The sequence below is a fragment of the Vibrio crassostreae genome (assembly GCF_024347415.1).
Lineage (GTDB): Bacteria > Pseudomonadota > Gammaproteobacteria > Enterobacterales > Vibrionaceae > Vibrio > Vibrio crassostreae.
Genome location: NZ_AP025476.1, coordinates 1513555 through 1530418, shown reverse-complemented (window position 1 = coordinate 1530418; position 16864 = coordinate 1513555). Strand labels below are relative to the sequence as shown.

Annotated in this window: 16 protein-coding genes; 10 read left to right on the top strand and 6 right to left on the bottom strand. The window is 43.7% G+C overall.

The window, feature by feature from the left end:
* Nucleotides 1–8 precede the first annotated feature (8 nt).
* Genes OC193_RS06965 through OC193_RS06950 form a run of 4 tightly spaced genes read right to left on the bottom strand, consistent with a single transcriptional unit; the run spans nt 9 to nt 4145 of the window.
* A complete protein-coding gene (locus OC193_RS06965; protein WP_048664865.1) occupies nt 9–2459 on the bottom strand; it encodes a carboxypeptidase-like regulatory domain-containing protein in 2451 nt (816 codons plus the stop codon).
* A gap of 54 nt (nt 2460–2513) precedes the next feature.
* The gene (locus OC193_RS06960) at nt 2514–3224 is read right to left on the bottom strand and encodes a fimbrial biogenesis chaperone (RefSeq protein WP_048664864.1); all 711 of its coding nucleotides are present in this window, start codon (nt 3222–3224) and stop codon (nt 2514–2516) included.
* A complete protein-coding gene (locus OC193_RS06955) occupies nt 3221–3658 on the bottom strand; it encodes a DUF4402 domain-containing protein (RefSeq protein WP_004734872.1) in 438 nt (145 codons plus the stop codon). Before OC193_RS06955 ends, OC193_RS06960 begins: the two co-directional genes overlap by 4 nt.
* A 52-nt stretch (nt 3659–3710) precedes the next feature.
* Entirely contained in the window at nt 3711–4145 is a 435-nt protein-coding gene (locus OC193_RS06950; protein WP_048664863.1) for a DUF4402 domain-containing protein, read from the bottom strand.
* Nucleotides 4146–5030: 885 nt separating this feature from the next.
* On the opposite strand from OC193_RS06950, the gene sbcB reads away from it, so the two are divergent.
* From sbcB to purT, 5 genes are all read left to right on the top strand, one after another.
* Entirely contained in the window at nt 5031–6455 is a 1425-nt protein-coding gene (sbcB, locus tag OC193_RS06945) for an exodeoxyribonuclease I (RefSeq protein WP_048658505.1), read from the top strand.
* Between the two features lie 24 nt (nt 6456–6479).
* Nucleotides 6480–6851 (top strand): CidA/LrgA family protein, encoded by a 372-nt coding sequence (locus tag OC193_RS06940; protein ID WP_017080643.1) that lies wholly within the window; start codon nt 6480–6482, stop codon nt 6849–6851.
* A gap of 2 nt (nt 6852–6853) precedes the next feature.
* Nucleotides 6854–7531, top strand: a complete 678-nt coding sequence (locus OC193_RS06935; protein WP_017104495.1) for an LrgB family protein — start codon at nt 6854–6856, stop codon at nt 7529–7531.
* A gap of 286 nt (nt 7532–7817) precedes the next feature.
* A complete protein-coding gene (gene cdd, locus OC193_RS06930; protein ID WP_048664862.1) occupies nt 7818–8705 on the top strand; it encodes a cytidine deaminase in 888 nt (295 codons plus the stop codon).
* A 167-nt stretch (nt 8706–8872) separates the two neighbouring features.
* A complete protein-coding gene (gene purT / locus OC193_RS06925) occupies nt 8873–10048 on the top strand; it encodes a formate-dependent phosphoribosylglycinamide formyltransferase (protein ID WP_048664861.1) in 1176 nt (391 codons plus the stop codon).
* 112 nt (nt 10049–10160) lie between these two features.
* Here purT and OC193_RS06920 read toward each other — a convergent pair whose 3' ends face one another.
* A complete protein-coding gene (locus OC193_RS06920; protein ID WP_048664860.1) occupies nt 10161–10814 on the bottom strand; it encodes a thiopurine S-methyltransferase in 654 nt (217 codons plus the stop codon).
* Nucleotides 10815–11169: 355 nt separating this feature from the next.
* Here OC193_RS06920 and OC193_RS06915 point away from each other — a divergent pair, with 355 nt between their 5' ends.
* On the top strand, nt 11170–11946 hold the full coding sequence (locus tag OC193_RS06915) for a RelA/SpoT domain-containing protein (RefSeq protein ID WP_048658501.1): 777 nt from the start codon (nt 11170–11172) through the stop codon (nt 11944–11946).
* Between the two features lie 272 nt (nt 11947–12218).
* On the opposite strand, the gene ihfA is transcribed toward OC193_RS06915, so the two are convergent.
* Nucleotides 12219–12515, bottom strand: coding sequence for an integration host factor subunit alpha (gene ihfA / locus OC193_RS06910; RefSeq protein ID WP_004734853.1), 297 nt, complete (start codon nt 12513–12515; stop codon nt 12219–12221).
* A 639-nt stretch (nt 12516–13154) separates the two neighbouring features.
* On the opposite strand from ihfA, the gene OC193_RS06905 reads away from it, so the two are divergent.
* The 4 genes from OC193_RS06905 to OC193_RS06890 all read left to right on the top strand — a co-directional run bounded on the left by OC193_RS06905 (nt 13155) and on the right by OC193_RS06890 (nt 16676).
* Nucleotides 13155–13628, top strand: a complete 474-nt coding sequence (locus OC193_RS06905) for a Fur family transcriptional regulator (protein WP_048664859.1) — start codon at nt 13155–13157, stop codon at nt 13626–13628.
* Between the two features lie 68 nt (nt 13629–13696).
* Complete coding sequence (locus tag OC193_RS06900; RefSeq protein WP_048664858.1) at nt 13697–15079, top strand: dihydroorotase; 1383 nt, start codon at nt 13697–13699, stop codon at nt 15077–15079.
* A gap of 36 nt (nt 15080–15115) precedes the next feature.
* Nucleotides 15116–15676 (top strand): LbetaH domain-containing protein, encoded by a 561-nt coding sequence (locus tag OC193_RS06895; RefSeq protein WP_048664857.1) that lies wholly within the window; start codon nt 15116–15118, stop codon nt 15674–15676.
* Nucleotides 15666–16676 (top strand): CobW family GTP-binding protein, encoded by a 1011-nt coding sequence (locus OC193_RS06890; protein WP_048664856.1) that lies wholly within the window; start codon nt 15666–15668, stop codon nt 16674–16676. Before OC193_RS06895 ends, OC193_RS06890 begins: the two co-directional genes overlap by 11 nt.
* The last annotated feature ends 188 nt before the right edge of the window (nt 16677–16864 follow it).

The window sequence follows — 16864 nt, the reverse complement described above, 5'->3', positions numbered from 1 at the left end:
GATCGGATCTAGTACACCTTATGAAAATCAATGAGGTTGAATGTGAGGTCGCTTACCCAGAAATCGCCGTCCAAGTCGGCACCTTGCACGTATCGCTTGTCTCCCATTTCTAAAGTCACAATGTATTTGCCCGCGATGAGCCCCTCTACCATGTAAAAGCCATCGCTCTCAATCTCGCTCGAATACTCGGTGCCTTTCTGGATATGTTTAAAGTGCAGATAAGCACTGTTTTCTAGGTCACCTTCTACCGTGCCATCAACGCCAAACGACACTACCATTTCGATATGCGCGTGGGTCAGTCCTACCTGTTTGGTATTTACAAACACAGGGTTTTGAATCGGTGTAAGGTTAAGGTCGAGTGCCCCTTCATCAATATAGATAGGCAGATTATCTCGAGCCGGAACACTTGAGAATTCAAATCGGCCTTTTGCATCACTGACCGCTCGTTGATCCAAGATTTGTAGGCTTACACCTTGTATGGGCTGTTTGTGGTGATCGTAAACAATGCCCGTCAGCTTAGAATGGTTGTATCGATTCCACTCAACAAACTCACCAATGCTTTCATCAAAGTAAGTCTTCGCGCCGAATTCGGTCGTCATCTCGACACCGTATCGGTCTTCAGTTCCTTCCAATTTAAAGAGCAAATAAGGATTCACTCGAGCTTCCAAAGAAGCCGTAAACGAAACCTCCTGCTTTTGATAGCGAGCTGATACATTAGTGGTGAGCTCTTGAAAAACCTCCAACGGATCTAACAGGCACTCTTTGCACGCATTCCTTAGGGATAATTCCGTTCGTTCATGATGACCCGAGCCATCAACAGTTCCAGAGATATTCCACGATGTATCCGAAAACCCACTTTTTGCCAAGCCAATAGTGTGTAGATAATCATCTTGGTGAGAAGCTTTGGTATATCGATAATCACCGGCGTATGAGACAAACAAATTACGAGCCACTTTCGAGTTGAGCTTAGGTTCAACGTTCAATTCGTCGTCATCATCTCTCACCGTCAAAAAGGCCGTTAGGTTTGAAAGCGACAAGTTATATTTGAAAACGTCGTACTCCATCGACTCTAAGTCCAATTCATCGGTTTTATTGAGCTCTATCGATGCCGACTGATCGCCGTTGATCAAGATATCAAACTCCATTGGAAAGCGATTGAACTCCGGCAACCAACCGATATCGCCCGCAAACCAGTGCGCTGGTAAATATCGTCCTTGAAAGCCAATCAGATCTTTGCCGTGTTGCCTCATAAAGGCGCTACCCACGGTGAAGTAATCGGCGAGCCCATATTCAAGTGACACTGCGCCCGCTCGGTCTGCGCCTTCATTACCGACCACTTGCACGCCCCACTCGTTGCGTGGCAGAAACGCATCTTCTAAACCGGCGACGGTGATCTCTTCTTCCTGCCAAACCCCTTTCGACAAGTAGTAGCGAAACTTGATGGTGTCACCGGGGGAAATATTGTCTTCTTCAACAACGAAGCGTCCAAACTCATCAGAGCGATAAGTGGTTTGATAGATGCCATTAACCAAAACATCGATGCTGATGTTAGGTTGAGTGGTTCGTTCGAGTTGAAGGTTGCCGAACTCTGTCTGTCGCTTTCGATTGGTGTAATAGAGCCCGTCTTCGAGGGTTTGATTCACGGTAAAGACGCTGCCATCTAATAACACATGGCCGACTTCCAGAGAGCCTTCACCGTCATGAGCTTCTACCGCAATGTTGTAATAAACGATGGGGTTATCTTCTCGTGAATCAATCGACAAGCGAGACAAGAAGTGTTCAGAGCTTAATATGGTGTCTGAAATTGCGTAAATATCACCGCCAGTTTCACTGTCGTGATAAACCGAAGTCGCTAACCGAGTCGCCAAACCCACGGCGGCAACAGGTTCGAAAGCTGGCGTGTTTTCAGCTCGCTTGAGATCCTCGGCCTTCTTACGTGATTCATTTTTCATCTTAGAAATAGCCGCTTCCAACTCAGTCAATGAGCTAAATTCTGGAGAAACGGTGAGTCGGTAATCATCAATATCCCAACGCACTTTAGCCGGGATACAAGCTTGTAAGCTGTACCAGTGGATGTAAGTTTCTGAGTCGATGACTTGATATTTGATCGACTGGATATTGTTGTCATCGCGATAGCAGGCGGCTTGCTCAGTATCAACGATATAAGGGGGAGACTCTCGCCCAACGTCTTGTGGCAAGTAGATTTCGCAATAGCCGTTCTCATCGCACTGCCCATTCATCTCTAGCAGAGAAAACGCGGCATTTGATATCGAAATAAACGGCTCTTCGTAATCATCCATCATGACACGATAGAAACTATCACCGACTTGCCCTACTCGAACTTCGATATGAGCAGGATAAAGCTCAATCGCCTCACTTTCCCCTTCTGACTGTGAAAGAGCGACAAATGGAAACAGTGAACAAAGCAAGGCAACTCGACAAGCCAAATGTTGAAACATGGATCTTGTCGTCACTCAGTTGAGCGCACAATCACTGGCAACACACAGTTCAAGCTACAGAACACATTCGTACAAAGGCTGGTCGTTCTGCACCAATGAAACCTTTGAGCCCTTCGGTAGCGGTTTGGTTAACTCTGCATTACGAAGTAACACCACCTTTTCACTGTGTTCATCGACATTCAGTTTAGCGCTGAACTGGAAATTGCCGTCATTCGTGATCTTTAGGTTCTGACCATCACATTGAAACTTCACATCTTGTACCTGCTCACCTTTTTGCACGTAAACCGGTACATAACTGTTGATATGAAAGTTAAGTTGAAACGCAGAACCGTTGTTAGAACGAACCTTTCTGGATAAATCAGGCGGTGAGGCTTCAACAGCCTTCGCGATAGGCGAAAACCATAGGTAAGCTCGATATTCGCCATCTGGCATGTCGTCTGGCAATGCGTTCATGCGTAAGCGAACAGTGCGTCTTTGGTTGGGTTTCAATTCACGAATTATTGGTGGTGACACTTTAATCCAACTCGCGATATCTTCTGATTGCGAGATATTAGCGTCAGTTCGAACTAAGCCACTCGCCTTTACCGGGCGATAAATCGGTTTTATCTCCAAGCGAATCGGTTGATCTGAATTGTTTTCGACGACGATTTTTTCAGTCACTGAAGTGTCGGCATCCAGCACAAAACGAGTCGGTGCGATGAGTAACTGAGCATAGGCTTGTGTTGTGAAGATTAAGCCGAGAACACATGAGATAAACAACTTCATTTATAATTAACCTCAAAAGGGATTGTACTGGTGTAAAGGCCTGCTGGGTGGTTAGCGCCGATTTTCACTTTGGCACCAATACACAATAATTTGCTTCTTCCATTCCCTTTGATTTTGGCTCTACCACGCTTTGATAAGCCACAACCAAAATAGAACTTTCTAATACGCAGGCGTTTGGATTTACGAGAATGGTTTAGATATTGCTTGGAAGGGAGAGAAACCACGATTTTTTTACCAGGCTCACCTTCAACATAAAAACGAACCACATAAACCTGACTATTGGATGGGTTTGAATCCGCATTCTGGCCCGACCCAGAGATATACATGCCCGGAAATTTCACTTCCATATTCTCAGGAATAATTTCTAGCGCATGAAAAGGGCTGGAGTAAATCATCAGACCAATATAAATCGCGTATTTGAATAGAACACTCATAGTAAAAGCGGCTGCTTTATAGCAGCCACAATATTACACTGGTTTCATTTAATTACTGGTAAGTTACATCTACTGCAACGTTAGCAGTATATGTACCAGCAACTAATGTCGCACTTGAAGTACGTGCAGTACCACCAATATTAAGGTTCGCATTACCCCCCGTAAGAGTAATAGCGTTATTAAAGTCGAATTCAGCTGCAATCGTATTTACGCCGTTTACCAAGTTAGTATCAGAAATACTTACTGTTACTGCATCACCAGATTCTCCAGAAAGAGTAAATGCCGCAGCTCCAGCATCACCTTGAGCGATAACAACGTCCGTTGTGTTGTCTGAAGTGATGATACCGAAGTCAAGATCACTTGTTTTTGTCATTGTAATTGCTTGTTTTACTTCTAGTGTTGCATCAAAAGTGTCACTCACAGCGAAAACGTTCGCTGAAGAGATAGAAAGTGCAGATACAGCAACAACCTTAAAGACTTTGTTCATTTCTTTAATCCTTTATATAAAATCGGCTTTATTATTAGGGTTACCTAATAGTTAATCAGAGTTAACAATTAAGTAACAGCAATCCTATTTATAAAATATATACATTGACACTAATTTATAAAGAAATGAGGCGCAGTGAGAATAAGATCACGCAAATTGATATAAATAACACTAACAAAAATAGTGGTATTTAGGTGTTTTTATTAATTATATATAAAACTGGTTTTACACTTAATCCCTTTAATTTTATACGTCATTATTTTTATAAAACACGTTTTATTTAAAATGTCTGCACAATAAACAAAAGTAATAACCAAGCATTTTATTTAAATGAATCACTATATAGATCACCGTGTTGCAATATAGTCTCACAAATGAAACAAACCAGTATTAACATTGTTCTGTAATAAAAATGAAATAATAAGTTTCTGTATTAGCCAGTTTAAACATAAGTTTTAAACAGTATTAAAAATGAGACACGTAGAACTATCCAACATGATTACCCCTACACTCATTAATAATCAATAAATCGTCAAAGCTAAGTGAATTATATTGCCGAAAGACAACTAAATTGGGGAGAGCATTAGGCATGAAGATGTAACGGTTTAAACGGTCGTCTGATAGCTTAAACATCTGTACCTTGATAGTGACCCTGACTCTCCACCACCGCCGCTCATCTGAACCGTAAACAGGCAGAACCGTTACGAAGAAATCGCCACAATTCGATTCAAAAGCTTCCCTGTTGACTCGATTGAATAGTAAAGCACCGTTTTCCGGCAATTTATTTGTGATCTGGGTTGCACGCGTACCGCATACTATCAGATACTGAACAAAACTAACCTTCAGCCACAGTAAACGTCGTCCGCTTACTGTTCAGGAAATTCAATGAGTTCAGATAATCAGCCAACCTACTTCTTTTTCGATTACGAAACATGGGGCGTGAGCCCAGCGAAAGATCGTCCGAGTCAATTCGCAGGTGTTCGTACCGACCAAGATTTCAATGTTATCGGAGAACCTTTGGTTATCTACTGCCAACCTCCTGCTGATTATCTTCCTGCACCTGAAGCTGCGCTGATCACTCGCATCACACCACAAAAAGCCATGTCTCAAGGCTTACCTGAGCCTGAGTTTATCGCCAAGATTCATGCAGAGCTGGCAAAACCAAACACCACAAGCCTTGGCTACAACAGCATTCGATTCGATGACGAAGTAACGCGTTACACCTGTTACCGTAACTTCATCGACCCATATGCGTGGAGCTGGCAGAACGGCAACTCACGTTGGGATCTACTGGATGTAATGCGCGCTGTTCACGCACTGCGTCCTGAAGGCATTGTTTGGCCAGAGAATGAAGAAGGTTACCCAAGTTTTAAACTGGAACACCTATCTGTGGCAAATGGCATTGAACATGAGAACGCGCACGATGCAATGGCCGATGTTATCGCAACTATCGAACTCGCGAAAAAGCTGAAAGCCGCACAACCTAAGATGTTTGATTACCTCTACAACATGCGCCACAAGCGTAAGTTGAATGAGCTTGTCGACATCGTCAACATGACACCGTTAATGCACGTGTCAGGCATGTTTGGTCGTGATTGTAATTACACAAGCTGGGTGGTGCCTATGGCGTGGCATCCGACTAACCAAAACGCGGTTATTGTGGTCGACCTAGCGAAAGACCCAAGCCCTTTACTGGAAATGGATGCGGATGAACTAAGAGAAAGGCTTTATACCAAGCGCAGCGAGCTTGCTGAAGACGAACTGCCAGTACCAATCAAACTGGTACAACTCAACAAGTGCCCTATTCTCGCGCCAGCAAAAACGCTCACCGCTGAAAATGCTGAAACGATCGGTATCGATCGTCAACAGTGTTTGAAGAATCTAGCCCTATTACGTGAACATCCAGAGATTCGTGAAAAGTTGATTGGCTTGTACTCACAAGAGCGTGAATACGAAAAAAGCGATGATGTAGACACACACCTTTACGATGGCTTCTTCTCTCCAGCAGATAAGACCGCGATGAACATCATTCGTGAAACTGACCCGAACAACTTGGCCGCTTTAGACATCACTTTCAGTGACGAGCGTATTAAGCCGTTGTTGTTCCGTTACCGCGCTCGTCATTTCCCATGGACACTTGATGAAGCTGAGCAGCTGAAATGGGCGAACCATTGTCGTGAGTTTTACGAGAGTCGCTTAGAAGAGTACATGCTGAATCTAGAAAACCTCGCGCATGAACATGAAAGCGACGAGAAGAAAATGGCTATCTTGAAAGCGGTTTATCAATACGTAGAAAAGCTAGCTAGTTAATTCATTATCAAGAGATGTGACACTTTGAAAGAAAGATTGATCAAACTCGTTTACTGCTTAATCTCCTTCACCTTAATCATAGGTGCTCTCACTGCAGGCAACGCGTTACAACAATATCTAGAGACCTCAATTCCAGGCAGTATTTTTGGCATGTTGATTCTGTTTACCGCCATGGTGATAGGTATTGTTCCATCACACTGGGTACAACCCGGTGCCAGTCTGATTATTCGTTTGATGATCTTATTGTTCGTCCCAATCAGTGTTGGGTTAATGGATCACTTCGACATGCTTATTGCCAATGCATTGCCAATCATGGCCAGTGCCGTTGGCGGTACGCTCATCGTATTGGTGTCTTTATCATGGTTCTTAGACCGCTTACTTTCGAGAGGTAAATAATCATGTGGATTCTACTCACTATTGTAGTGTTCCTGTTTGCTCGCTGGGTAAGCCAAAAAGTGAACTCACCACTGTGTAACCCGTTATTGATCAGCATTGGCATCATTATTCCAATTCTGTTGTTCTTCAAAGTCCCTTTCGAGACCTACTACGCAGACAACACTTGGATTACTTACATGCTTCAGCCTGCGGTTGTGGCGCTTGCTTATCCGCTATATGAACAGTTACCTCAAATTCGAGCGAACTGGCGCATCATCACCTTTGCTTGCACGCTGGGCAGTGTGATGTCGATGACAACAACAGCACTGATTGCGGTCGCCTTTAAAGCAGATCTGAGCCTAATTGCCAGCCTACTAGGTAAATCGGTCACTACACCTATAGCAATGGAAGTCTCAAGTCATTTAGGTGGTGAAGCGGCTATTGCTGCGATTCTGGTTTTGATTGTTGGTCTGTTTGGGGCAATTTTTGCTTACCCAATCTATAACCTGATTGGTATTAAGAGCCCAATCGCCAGAGGGTTAACAATGGGAACGGTATCTCACGCATTAGGTACTGCGACATGTGCTGAAAAGAATCAAGAAGATGCGGCATTCAGTTCTCTAGCGCTTGTTCTCTGTGGCGTCATTACCTCGATTATCGCACCGAGTATATTTTCGCTTGTAGTTTGGTTCTATTCTTAATCGAAACAATCACTACGCGATTCAGCCCAACCAGAATGCTGTTACTTACAGTGTCTGTTTGGGCTTTTTATTCGCATTTATTCAGCAAGAGCAGTCAAGTCACGGTCTTTTACGAGCAATAAGTGCGATATCAACTGTATAAATGGCTCTTGTAATCGATTTCAAGTGTGACCTCACTCTAATTATGCAAACCAATGTAACAACAACAATTCAATAGTGATCCTTGTCACAGAAAATTCCTGAGTATTGCATAAACTTAAAGCCTAAGGTCAATTAAGGATTCAACATGAACAGTCGTATTACCCTGGCGCTGGAAAGTGCTCCAACAGAAATCAAAGCACTTTTGAGTGACATCGTATTAGCAGACAACTTTGACGCGACATTGTCTCCAGAACAATTTGCTAGCTTACTGCAAGCAAGTGGTTTAGCGGATGACGAGCTACGTATTGCGCTACTTCCTTTTGCCGCAGCGTATTCTTACGCTCCGTTATCTGACTTTTATGTTGGTGCAATCGTGCGCGGTTTGTCTGGTACTCTGTATTTTGGTGCAAACCTTGAAATCGCCGGAGCTCAACTTGGTCAAACGGTTCACGCAGAGCAATCTGCAATCAGCCACGCTTGGATGAAAGGCGAACAAGGTATCTCAGATATCACGATCAACTTCAGTCCTTGTGGTCACTGTCGTCAATTCATGAACGAACTGACAACAGCAAAAGAACTTAAAGTTCAGCTTCCACAGCGTGATGAAATGTCTCTGCAGGAGTACCTGCCAGACTCGTTCGGCCCTGCAGACTTAGGTGTAACAACTGGCCTAATGACTAAGCTTGATCATAAGTACACGACCGAAGAAACAACGCCTATTGTTGTAGAAGCGCTAGCAGCACTAAACCGCAGCCATGCTCCTTACACCAAAAACCTAAGCGGTGTTTCACTACAACTAACGTCAGGTGAGATCTTCACGGGTGCTTACGCAGAAAATGCTGCGTTTAACCCGAGCCTGCCCCCTCTGCAAGTGGCATTGATTCAACTTAAACTGGCGGGCTTCGATTTTGAACAAATTGAAAGTGCTGCTTTGGTTGAAATCGCAGAAGGTAGCATCAGCCACCTAGCGGATACGCAATCTACATTAGAAGCGATTAATCCCGACATTCCAGTGACTTACTTAGCAATCTAAGTACATCTAATTAACAAAAATTTAAATAAGCAGCCCTATTTAACAGGGCTGCTTTTTTTATATCTGTAATTAACGCAACAACTTGCGCAAACGTTTGCTTTTGTCATTGAAATAAGTATGATCACCCCGTTTTCAATCAATCGTTCAAAAGATCGGAAGGAATTTCTATGTTTGGTACTGCTACTCGTGAAAATGCTACTCGTGTACTTCTATTAGGTTCAGGTGAACTCGGAAAAGAAGTTGCTATCGAGTGCCAACGTTTAGGTTTGGAAGTTATTGCTTGTGACCGTTATGCAGACGCACCAGCAATGCAAGTTGCGCATCGTAGCCATGTATTAGACATGTTAGACGGCGATGCACTGCAAGCTATCATAGAGCTAGAAAAGCCAGATTATGTGGTTCCTGAAATTGAAGCTATCGCGACCAGCAAGTTGGTAGAGCTAGAAGCGCAAGGCTTAAATGTCGTTCCAACGGCCAATGCAACCAAGCTAACGATGAACCGTGAAGGTATTCGCCGTTTAGCCGCTGAAGAGTTGAAACTAAGCACTTCGCCTTACCGCTTTGCCGACACCTTTGAAGATTTCGCCGCTGCCGTTGAGTTCGTAGGTATGCCTTGCGTTGTTAAGCCAGTAATGAGTTCTTCAGGTAAAGGCCAAAGCGTTATCAAAACCGAAGAAGATATCCAAAAATCTTGGGACTACGCGCAAGAAGGTGGTCGTACTGGCGCGGGTCGTGTGATCGTCGAAGGCTTCATCGACTTTGATTACGAAATCACACTACTTACCGTTCGTGCAGTCGACGGTGTGCACTTCTGCGCCCCTATCGGCCACCGCCAAGAAGACGGTGATTACCGTGAATCATGGCAGCCACAGATCATGTCAGACAACGCACTGAAAGCCGCGCAATACACGGCAGAGCAAGTGGTTAACGCGCTAGGCGGTCACGGCATCTTTGGTGTTGAACTGTTCGTTAAAGGCGACCACGTGATCTTCAATGAAGTGTCCCCTCGCCCACACGACACTGGCTTGGTTACTTTGATGTCTCAAGACTCGTCGGAATTCGCACTACACGTTCGTGCCTTTACAGGTATGCCAATTAAGTCAATTACTCAATACGGCCCATGTGCATCAGCGGTTATCTTAGGCCAAGGCACATCAACGAATATCCGTTTTGAAGGCCTTGCAGAGGCGCTAGACGCACCACAAACGCAAGTCCGTCTGTTTGGTAAGCCTGACATTGATGGTCGCCGTCGTCTTGGTGTGGCGTTAACTCGTCGCAACAGCACAGAAACAGCGATCGAAGATGCCATTGAAAGCGCGGCAAAAGTAAAAGTGATTTACTAACCAGCTATTCAATTCTGAACAATCACAACTTCAAATCTGAACAATAAAAAAGACGGGCTATCGAGCCCGTCTTTTTGTTCGTTTTAGCTGTTGGCTTAAAAGAAAACTCAGCTTAAGCGTCAGACTCAATCAAATACACTTCTTCACTGAATCGAGACAAGCCTTTCTTCGCAATCTTAGGATGTTCATCATCTGCAATATCTTGATTCAACAAAGTGATGTTATAACCTGCAAATAACTGATCGATCTCTAGCTTAGGCACGCTAAACGGAGGCCCTGCCATTTCGCTTTGGTCGTAATCCAATGTCACCAATAAGATCTTGCCGCCTGGCTTTAACAGTTGCTTCAAACGTTCCACATATTGCACGCGCATCTCAGCAGGTAAAGCCACCAAAGAAGCTCGATCATAAATGGTATCGACAGGCTGGATTGGCGCTGTGAAGTAGTCGCCTGTATAGATGTTCAATTCATCGAATTGGTACAGCTCGTGCTGACCGCTAATTTGAGTCACAGTCGGCGTGTAAAGGTGCTCGGCAAAAAATGCGCGAACTGCGATCTGGCTTAATTCGACACCTTGAACTTCTTCATGTTTGGTCGCTAACCAAATCAAATCTTCACTCTTACCACAAAGAGGCACGAAGACACTCTTGTCGTAACTAGGGTTAGTCTTTTGCCAAAATTCGATAAGAAGCGGATTTACATCTTCAAGGTGGAAACCAATTTGGTTGGCTGCCCATTTATTGTGCCAAAATTCAGGATTATTCATCTTTCGTTCATGTTAAACAGTCATAATGCAAGGGTACAGTATAGAGAAGTAAGAGCAACCTTCGCTTGATTCAAACTTGAAAACGACATGAGTCAGAGTAGAAAACAACGCGAGTTAGCAAAGAAGATTGCCGAGGTTCAAAGTTCTCAAAATTTGGGAACAAACGCTTAAATGATTTGTCTATATCTTCACATTTTAAAGCAATATTAAACGTTAGAGTTGGTTTCGGTCTTAACTAGCCCCATCTAATATATAGCGAGATTGGTTAGTGTAGTTAAGCTGTTTTTACTCTTATGCGTTACTGGTTACCCCTTTTGATTTACCCGTTTTTGTAACCTTGTATTTTGGAGTTTGAATGAGTGTATTTCTCCGTACGACGGCCCTAATGCTTCTAGTATTGAGCCGAGCGCCTGCATTCGCAGCAGCACCTGTTTCAACAAGTTCAACTGATCAATCGCGCACTCCTGCGCAAAACCAAGTTTCATCAAACGTATTCCGCCACAGCCTTAGCGGCTTATACGGCATCAAAGCATTCGACTCACGTCCGACTCAGCCTTATACCGACTTCGATATTCTGTACAGCAAAGCTCACCAAGCACAGGCTGAACTAGAAACCATCTGTAAAAGTACTGCCCTACTGACTAACTCAGACGCACTCTTCGCTGGCGTTAAATCTCAAGCTCGAGCAGAAGAGAAAATTGAACTTGAGTTAGATGGCGATGTATCAAGAATTACCGACTTAGCCCGTGCAACCATCATCGCTAACGATGTAGAAAGCTTGGTCGAAGTTTACGAAGCCCTAAGCCGCGAAGCGGATGTGGTAAAAGTGAAAAACAAATTCAAATCACCGGCTGATTCTGGCTATCGTGATTTGAACCTTTTGGTTCGTTTACCTAAAACTAATGTTATTGCTGAAGTTCAACTTCACTTGAGAGCCATCGCTGATGTGAAAAGTGGCCCTGAACACGAGCTTTACGAAATTATCCAAGGCATTGAGCGTCACGCTATTGCAGAAAAACGCCCAATCAACGATATCGAAGCGGCGCAAATCAATAGCCTAAGACGTCAATCTTTAGAGCTTTACCAACAAGCATGGCAACCGTACATTACAACGCACATCAAAGCAGCTTAGTCACTGACGAAGCAATTATCATAAACAAGAACGACAAAGGGCTGCATAATCGCAGCCTTTTCTTGTTATTGGCGTTCTCGATTTGCTTTCCTTACTCCATTCCTATCAGACAGCAAAATATAGAGATGTCACTAATGGTGATTAACGAGGAGAGCAACTAAGAAAAAAGAGTAAGGTCATACTACTAAGGGGAACTAGCGACAAGAAAGTCAACAGACGATGTATGAACCACAAAAACAAAAAGACCACGCTTGGCGTGGTCTATTGCTTGGCTACTTCTCGATTTTAATATTCTCGACTCGGGCCTTTAATTTTTGTCCCGGTCTAAAAGTAACAACACGTCGAGCAGAAATTGGAATGTCTTCACCAGTTTTCGGGTTACGACCAGGTCGCTCGTTTTTCTCGCGAAGATCAAAGTTACCAAAACCAGACAGTTTTACCTGTTCGCCATTTTCGAGTGCTTTACGAACTTCTTCGAAAAACACTTCCACCGTTTCCTTGGCATCCCGCTTGCTGTATCCGAGTGTCTCAAACAGGTTCTCAGCCAAATCGGCCTTCGTGAGTGCCATAAAACTTTCCTCAAAGCTATGTTAAACATTGCTACTATCGCCAGTAGCGCCAAAGCATTTACCCTATTCAATCAATGAGATAAGGTCATTTACAAGGAAAGTGTATGCCAAGCTTCTGATTTTCGCCAACTTTTTTATCTGAACTATTGAATTATTCTTTCAAATCAGAAAGATAACTCGCTCCTAAATTCACACATATAGCTGAAAAACCTCTACTTCCCGGCCATCAAACAGAGTTATACTCCAGCCAAATCAAATTAACCAATATTTAAAACTTTAGTTTTCTAAATATTAATTTCTGAGACTTTTCTCCGATACCCAATAAAATCAGCCACTTGATTTGATATCGAACTCAACAGAGGTTACTAAATAAGCGTTATTAAATATGAGATTCGTATCATTTCAGCATTTAATTCGATTGGGTCAATATCGGAATGCAGATATGCGTCACGCTCGTTGACGTTTTAAAACGGTATTACCCAACGGAACCTCCGCATCCAACCTAAAAACGTCGCATTTCCTTACTTCATTTAAAACTAATAATAGTCACACTTAGTACTAACAAAACCAAAAGTACGTTTCACCACTTAAATTGTTATGTTATAACATCTCTATATTATTTTTAATTTAGTGGATTGAATGCGAGACGTCGAAGCGATCATTAAGCATGTAAAACACGGCTGCAAAACCAATGGCAAACAGTTTACGGCAAAGAGACTGTTGATATTGCGTGCGTTGGTACACGCTGACAAAGCGCTGTCTGCCTATGAAATTGTCGATTACTGTAAAGAGCACTTTGATCAGAATGTTCAGGCGATGTCGGTTTATCGAGTGTTGGAGTTCTTAGAAGAGCACCACTTGGCGCATAAACTGAAAGTCTCCAATAAATTCATACTTTGCGACCATATTCTTTGTGAACATGAACATGGCATCCCCCAATTTTTGATCTGCTCCAAATGCGACAAGATCAGCGAGCAAACCATCCACCCTGCCATTATTCGCGACCTTCAATCTCACGCTAAGCAAGAAGGCTTCACCGTTGTTAGCCCTCAGTTAGAGATAAGTTGTGTGTGCGATGAATGCGCTAACCAAGATGCGACCGCTTCCACTTAATGATGCTCCTACTCTCTTAACCATTCCCAATAGTATTTGCCCCATCAACAAGGAGAAAGTGAAACGTTATGTCTGCAACGCTCATAAAGAATGCCCGCGTGGTTAACGAAGGCATCGTCACCGAAACGGATGTATTGGTCGTCGACCAGCGAATCGAAAAGATCGCAAACCACATTTCACCGAGCCCAAACGATGAGGTCATCGATGCTCAAGGCTGTTACTTAATCCCTGGAATGATTGACGACCAAGTTCACTTTCGTGAGCCGGGTTTAACACACAAAGGCTCAATCGCCACTGAGTCACGAGCTGCGGTTGCAGGCGGTATTACCAGCTATATGGAGATGCCAAACGTAAACCCTGCCACAACGACCATTGAAGCCTTAGAAAAAAAATTCGATATTGCAGCACAAAGCTCGCTGGCAAATTACTCGTTTTATCTCGGAGCAACCGAAGACAACCTAGAACAAATCAAGCAACTCGACCCAACCAAGCACTGTGGTGTAAAGGTGTTTATGGGCGCTTCAACAGGTAACCTGTTGGTTGAAGATCCTCAAGCACTCGATGCCATATTTCGTGATTCTCCCGTCCTGATTGTCACCCATTGTGAAAGCGGGCCTGTTATCGCGAAAAACCAAGAACAATTAAGAAAAGAGAAAGCAGTTTTCACGATTGAAGATCACCCTATTCTAAGAGACGACAACGCCTGCTATGCCTCTTCTTCTTATGCGATTGAGCTAGCTACAAAACACAATAGCCAACTTCATGTGTTGCATATCACGACAGAAAAAGAACTCGCTCAGTTTGAAGCCGGACCCATTCAGGGAAAACGTATTACCGCAGAAGCTTGTGTCCATCACTTATGGTTTAGCAATAAAGATTACACAACGCTCGGTAACCAAATTAAGTGTAATCCAGCCGTCAAATACCCTAGTGATAGAGACGCTCTATTAACAGCGTTGAGCACGGGCCAAATCGACATCATCGCAACAGACCACGCGCCACATACATGGGAAGAGAAACAAGTTCCTTACGAACAAGCACCAGCAGGGTTACCTCTGGTACAGCACGCCTTGTTGAGCCTATTTGACCACGTACATGCTGGAACCTTGACTGTCGATCAGGTAGTCGAGAAAACCGCACATAACCCAGCGACCCGTTATGCGATACAGGAACGCGGCTATATCCGTGAGGGCTACTTCGCCGATTTAGTATTAGTCGACCCACAGACACCAACTCTAGTCAGCAATGAAAATAGTTTGTATCAATGTGGATGGTCACCGTTCGCAGGGCACGAATTCTCTGCTCAGATCAAGCACACCTGGGTCAATGGCGCCAAGGTATATAGCAATCCAGAATCCCCTGAGAACCAAGATACGCATACCGCTGATACATCAAAACAAATATCGAGTGACATGGTCACTCCTGCAATGAGGCTCTCATTTGAGCGTTAGTTCAGCAGTTATTACCATCAATAAAAAGAAATCAATATGTTAAGAAGAAATCCAAGCGGTCACATGCCAGAAGTATCGGAGACCGCTTTCATTGACCCGACTGCCATTATTTGTGGCAAGGTAATCATTGAAGACAACGTGTTTATTGGCCCTTACGCTGTGATTCGAGCTGACGAGGTCAACGAACACGGTGACATGGAAGCCATCGTGATTAAGCGCGACACCAACATTCAAGATGGTGTGGTTATTCATTCAAAAGCTGGCGCAGCCGTCACTATTGGTGAACGCTCATCCATCGCTCACCGAACGATCATTCATGGTCCTTGTCAGGTCTGTGACGACGTATTTATTGGCTTCAACTCAGTAGTCTTTAATGCGGTGATTGGCAAAGGTTGTGTAATTCGCCATAACTGTGTGGTGGACGGGAACGACTTACCTGAAAGCTTCCATGTACCACCAATGACCAACATCGGTTCAGGGTTTGATTTGAACAATATCTCAAAGGTACCACCTGAGTATTCTGCGTTTTCAGAGTCTGTTGTTTCGGCCAACCATACCCTTGTGCAAGGTTATAGGAGAATTGCCAATGAGCTCTGATAACAAACCTCTCTTGGGTATTCCAACCAATATCATTACCGGTTTTCTCGGCGTAGGTAAAACTACCGCGATTCTCAACCTAATGAAGAACAAACCCGAAGATGAAAACTGGGCTATTTTGGTAAATGAATTTGGAGAAATTGGCGTCGATAGAAGCTTATTCGAAGGCAATCAAACCAAACAGCAGCGAGTTTTTATTCGTGAAGTACCCGGTGGCTGCATGTGTTGTGCCGCAGGGCTACCGATGCAGATAGCACTCAATCAATTGCTTTCTGAGGCGAAACCAGACCGCTTACTGATTGAACCTACTGGACTCGGCCACCCAAAAGAAGTGTTAGAAGTATTATCTTCAGAGCATTATCGTAAAGTGCTGTCACTACAAAAGAACATCACCTTGGTCGATGCTCGTAAACTGTCTGATACAAGTTATTCAGAGAATGATACTTTCAACCAACAAATTACCATTGCCGATACGATTATCGGTAATAAAGTAGACCTATATAACAATGGCGATGCAGAAAAGCTGGCCGAGTACATTGCTCAGGTTTGTCACCCTGACACTAAGCTGATCTTTGCTCATCATGGTAAGATCCCATACGACGAGTTTGATGGAAACAGTAATTTCTATCACCACCAAGCTCATGGGCACCATCACCACCATCATAAGCAAGATAAGCCACTCGCTTCAGAATTACCGATGCCAGAGAGCGGTATGATAAAGGCGAGTAACCAAGGTGAAGGGTTTGAAAGTATTGGTTGGCGATTCGCGGCTGACAAACTGTTCGACCACCAGCGTTTACGACGATTTCTAGTCGGCTTGAAAGTCAAACGCATGAAAGCAGTGTTCATTACTCCAAATGGTATCTTTGGCTACAACTTAACAGAGGATGGTTTGACCGAATCAGAACTCGATGAGTGTGCCGAAACTAGAATTGAAGTGATCGGGCACCAAATGGATGAAGAACTAGAGTGCCAATTACTCAAGTGTATGGTGACTTGATCGCTTAGTTAATAGAGTTATTAATTAAGAGCTAGTTCATTGAGAGCAAGTGAATAGAGTGCTGTTAATTAATTCTTTAAGTAACTTCACTTCTTCGACATAGAGTAAGACCTCGCAAGTGCGAGGCCTTATTGTTATTCAAAGCATTTGAACTCTATCCGTTTCATTGAATACTGTCCGATTATCAA

Excerpts from the sequence above, each read along its gene's own strand:
- OC193_RS06935 (WP_017104495.1), top strand. The coding sequence starts at position 6,854 with ATGTGGATTCTACTCACTATTGTAGTGTTCCTGTTTGCTCGCTGGGTA.
- OC193_RS06915 (WP_048658501.1), top strand. The coding sequence starts at position 11,170 with ATGAGTGTATTTCTCCGTACGACGGCCCTAATGCTTCTAGTATTGAGC.
- OC193_RS06905 (WP_048664859.1), top strand. The coding sequence starts at position 13,155 with ATGCGAGACGTCGAAGCGATCATTAAGCATGTAAAACACGGCTGCAAA.
- OC193_RS06960 (WP_048664864.1), bottom strand. The coding sequence starts at position 3,224 with ATGAAGTTGTTTATCTCATGTGTTCTCGGCTTAATCTTCACAACACAA.
- purT (WP_048664861.1), top strand. The coding sequence starts at position 8,873 with ATGTTTGGTACTGCTACTCGTGAAAATGCTACTCGTGTACTTCTATTA.
- OC193_RS06955 (WP_004734872.1), bottom strand. The coding sequence starts at position 3,658 with ATGAGTGTTCTATTCAAATACGCGATTTATATTGGTCTGATGATTTAC.
- OC193_RS06965 (WP_048664865.1), bottom strand. The coding sequence starts at position 2,459 with ATGTTTCAACATTTGGCTTGTCGAGTTGCCTTGCTTTGTTCACTGTTT.
- sbcB (WP_048658505.1), top strand. The coding sequence starts at position 5,031 with ATGAGTTCAGATAATCAGCCAACCTACTTCTTTTTCGATTACGAAACA.
- OC193_RS06950 (WP_048664863.1), bottom strand. The coding sequence starts at position 4,145 with ATGAACAAAGTCTTTAAGGTTGTTGCTGTATCTGCACTTTCTATCTCT.
- ihfA (WP_004734853.1), bottom strand. The coding sequence starts at position 12,515 with ATGGCACTCACGAAGGCCGATTTGGCTGAGAACCTGTTTGAGACACTC.
- OC193_RS06920 (WP_048664860.1), bottom strand. The coding sequence starts at position 10,814 with ATGAATAATCCTGAATTTTGGCACAATAAATGGGCAGCCAACCAAATT.
- OC193_RS06890 (WP_048664856.1), top strand. The coding sequence starts at position 15,666 with ATGAGCTCTGATAACAAACCTCTCTTGGGTATTCCAACCAATATCATT.
- OC193_RS06900 (WP_048664858.1), top strand. The coding sequence starts at position 13,697 with ATGTCTGCAACGCTCATAAAGAATGCCCGCGTGGTTAACGAAGGCATC.
- cdd (WP_048664862.1), top strand. The coding sequence starts at position 7,818 with ATGAACAGTCGTATTACCCTGGCGCTGGAAAGTGCTCCAACAGAAATC.
- OC193_RS06895 (WP_048664857.1), top strand. The coding sequence starts at position 15,116 with ATGTTAAGAAGAAATCCAAGCGGTCACATGCCAGAAGTATCGGAGACC.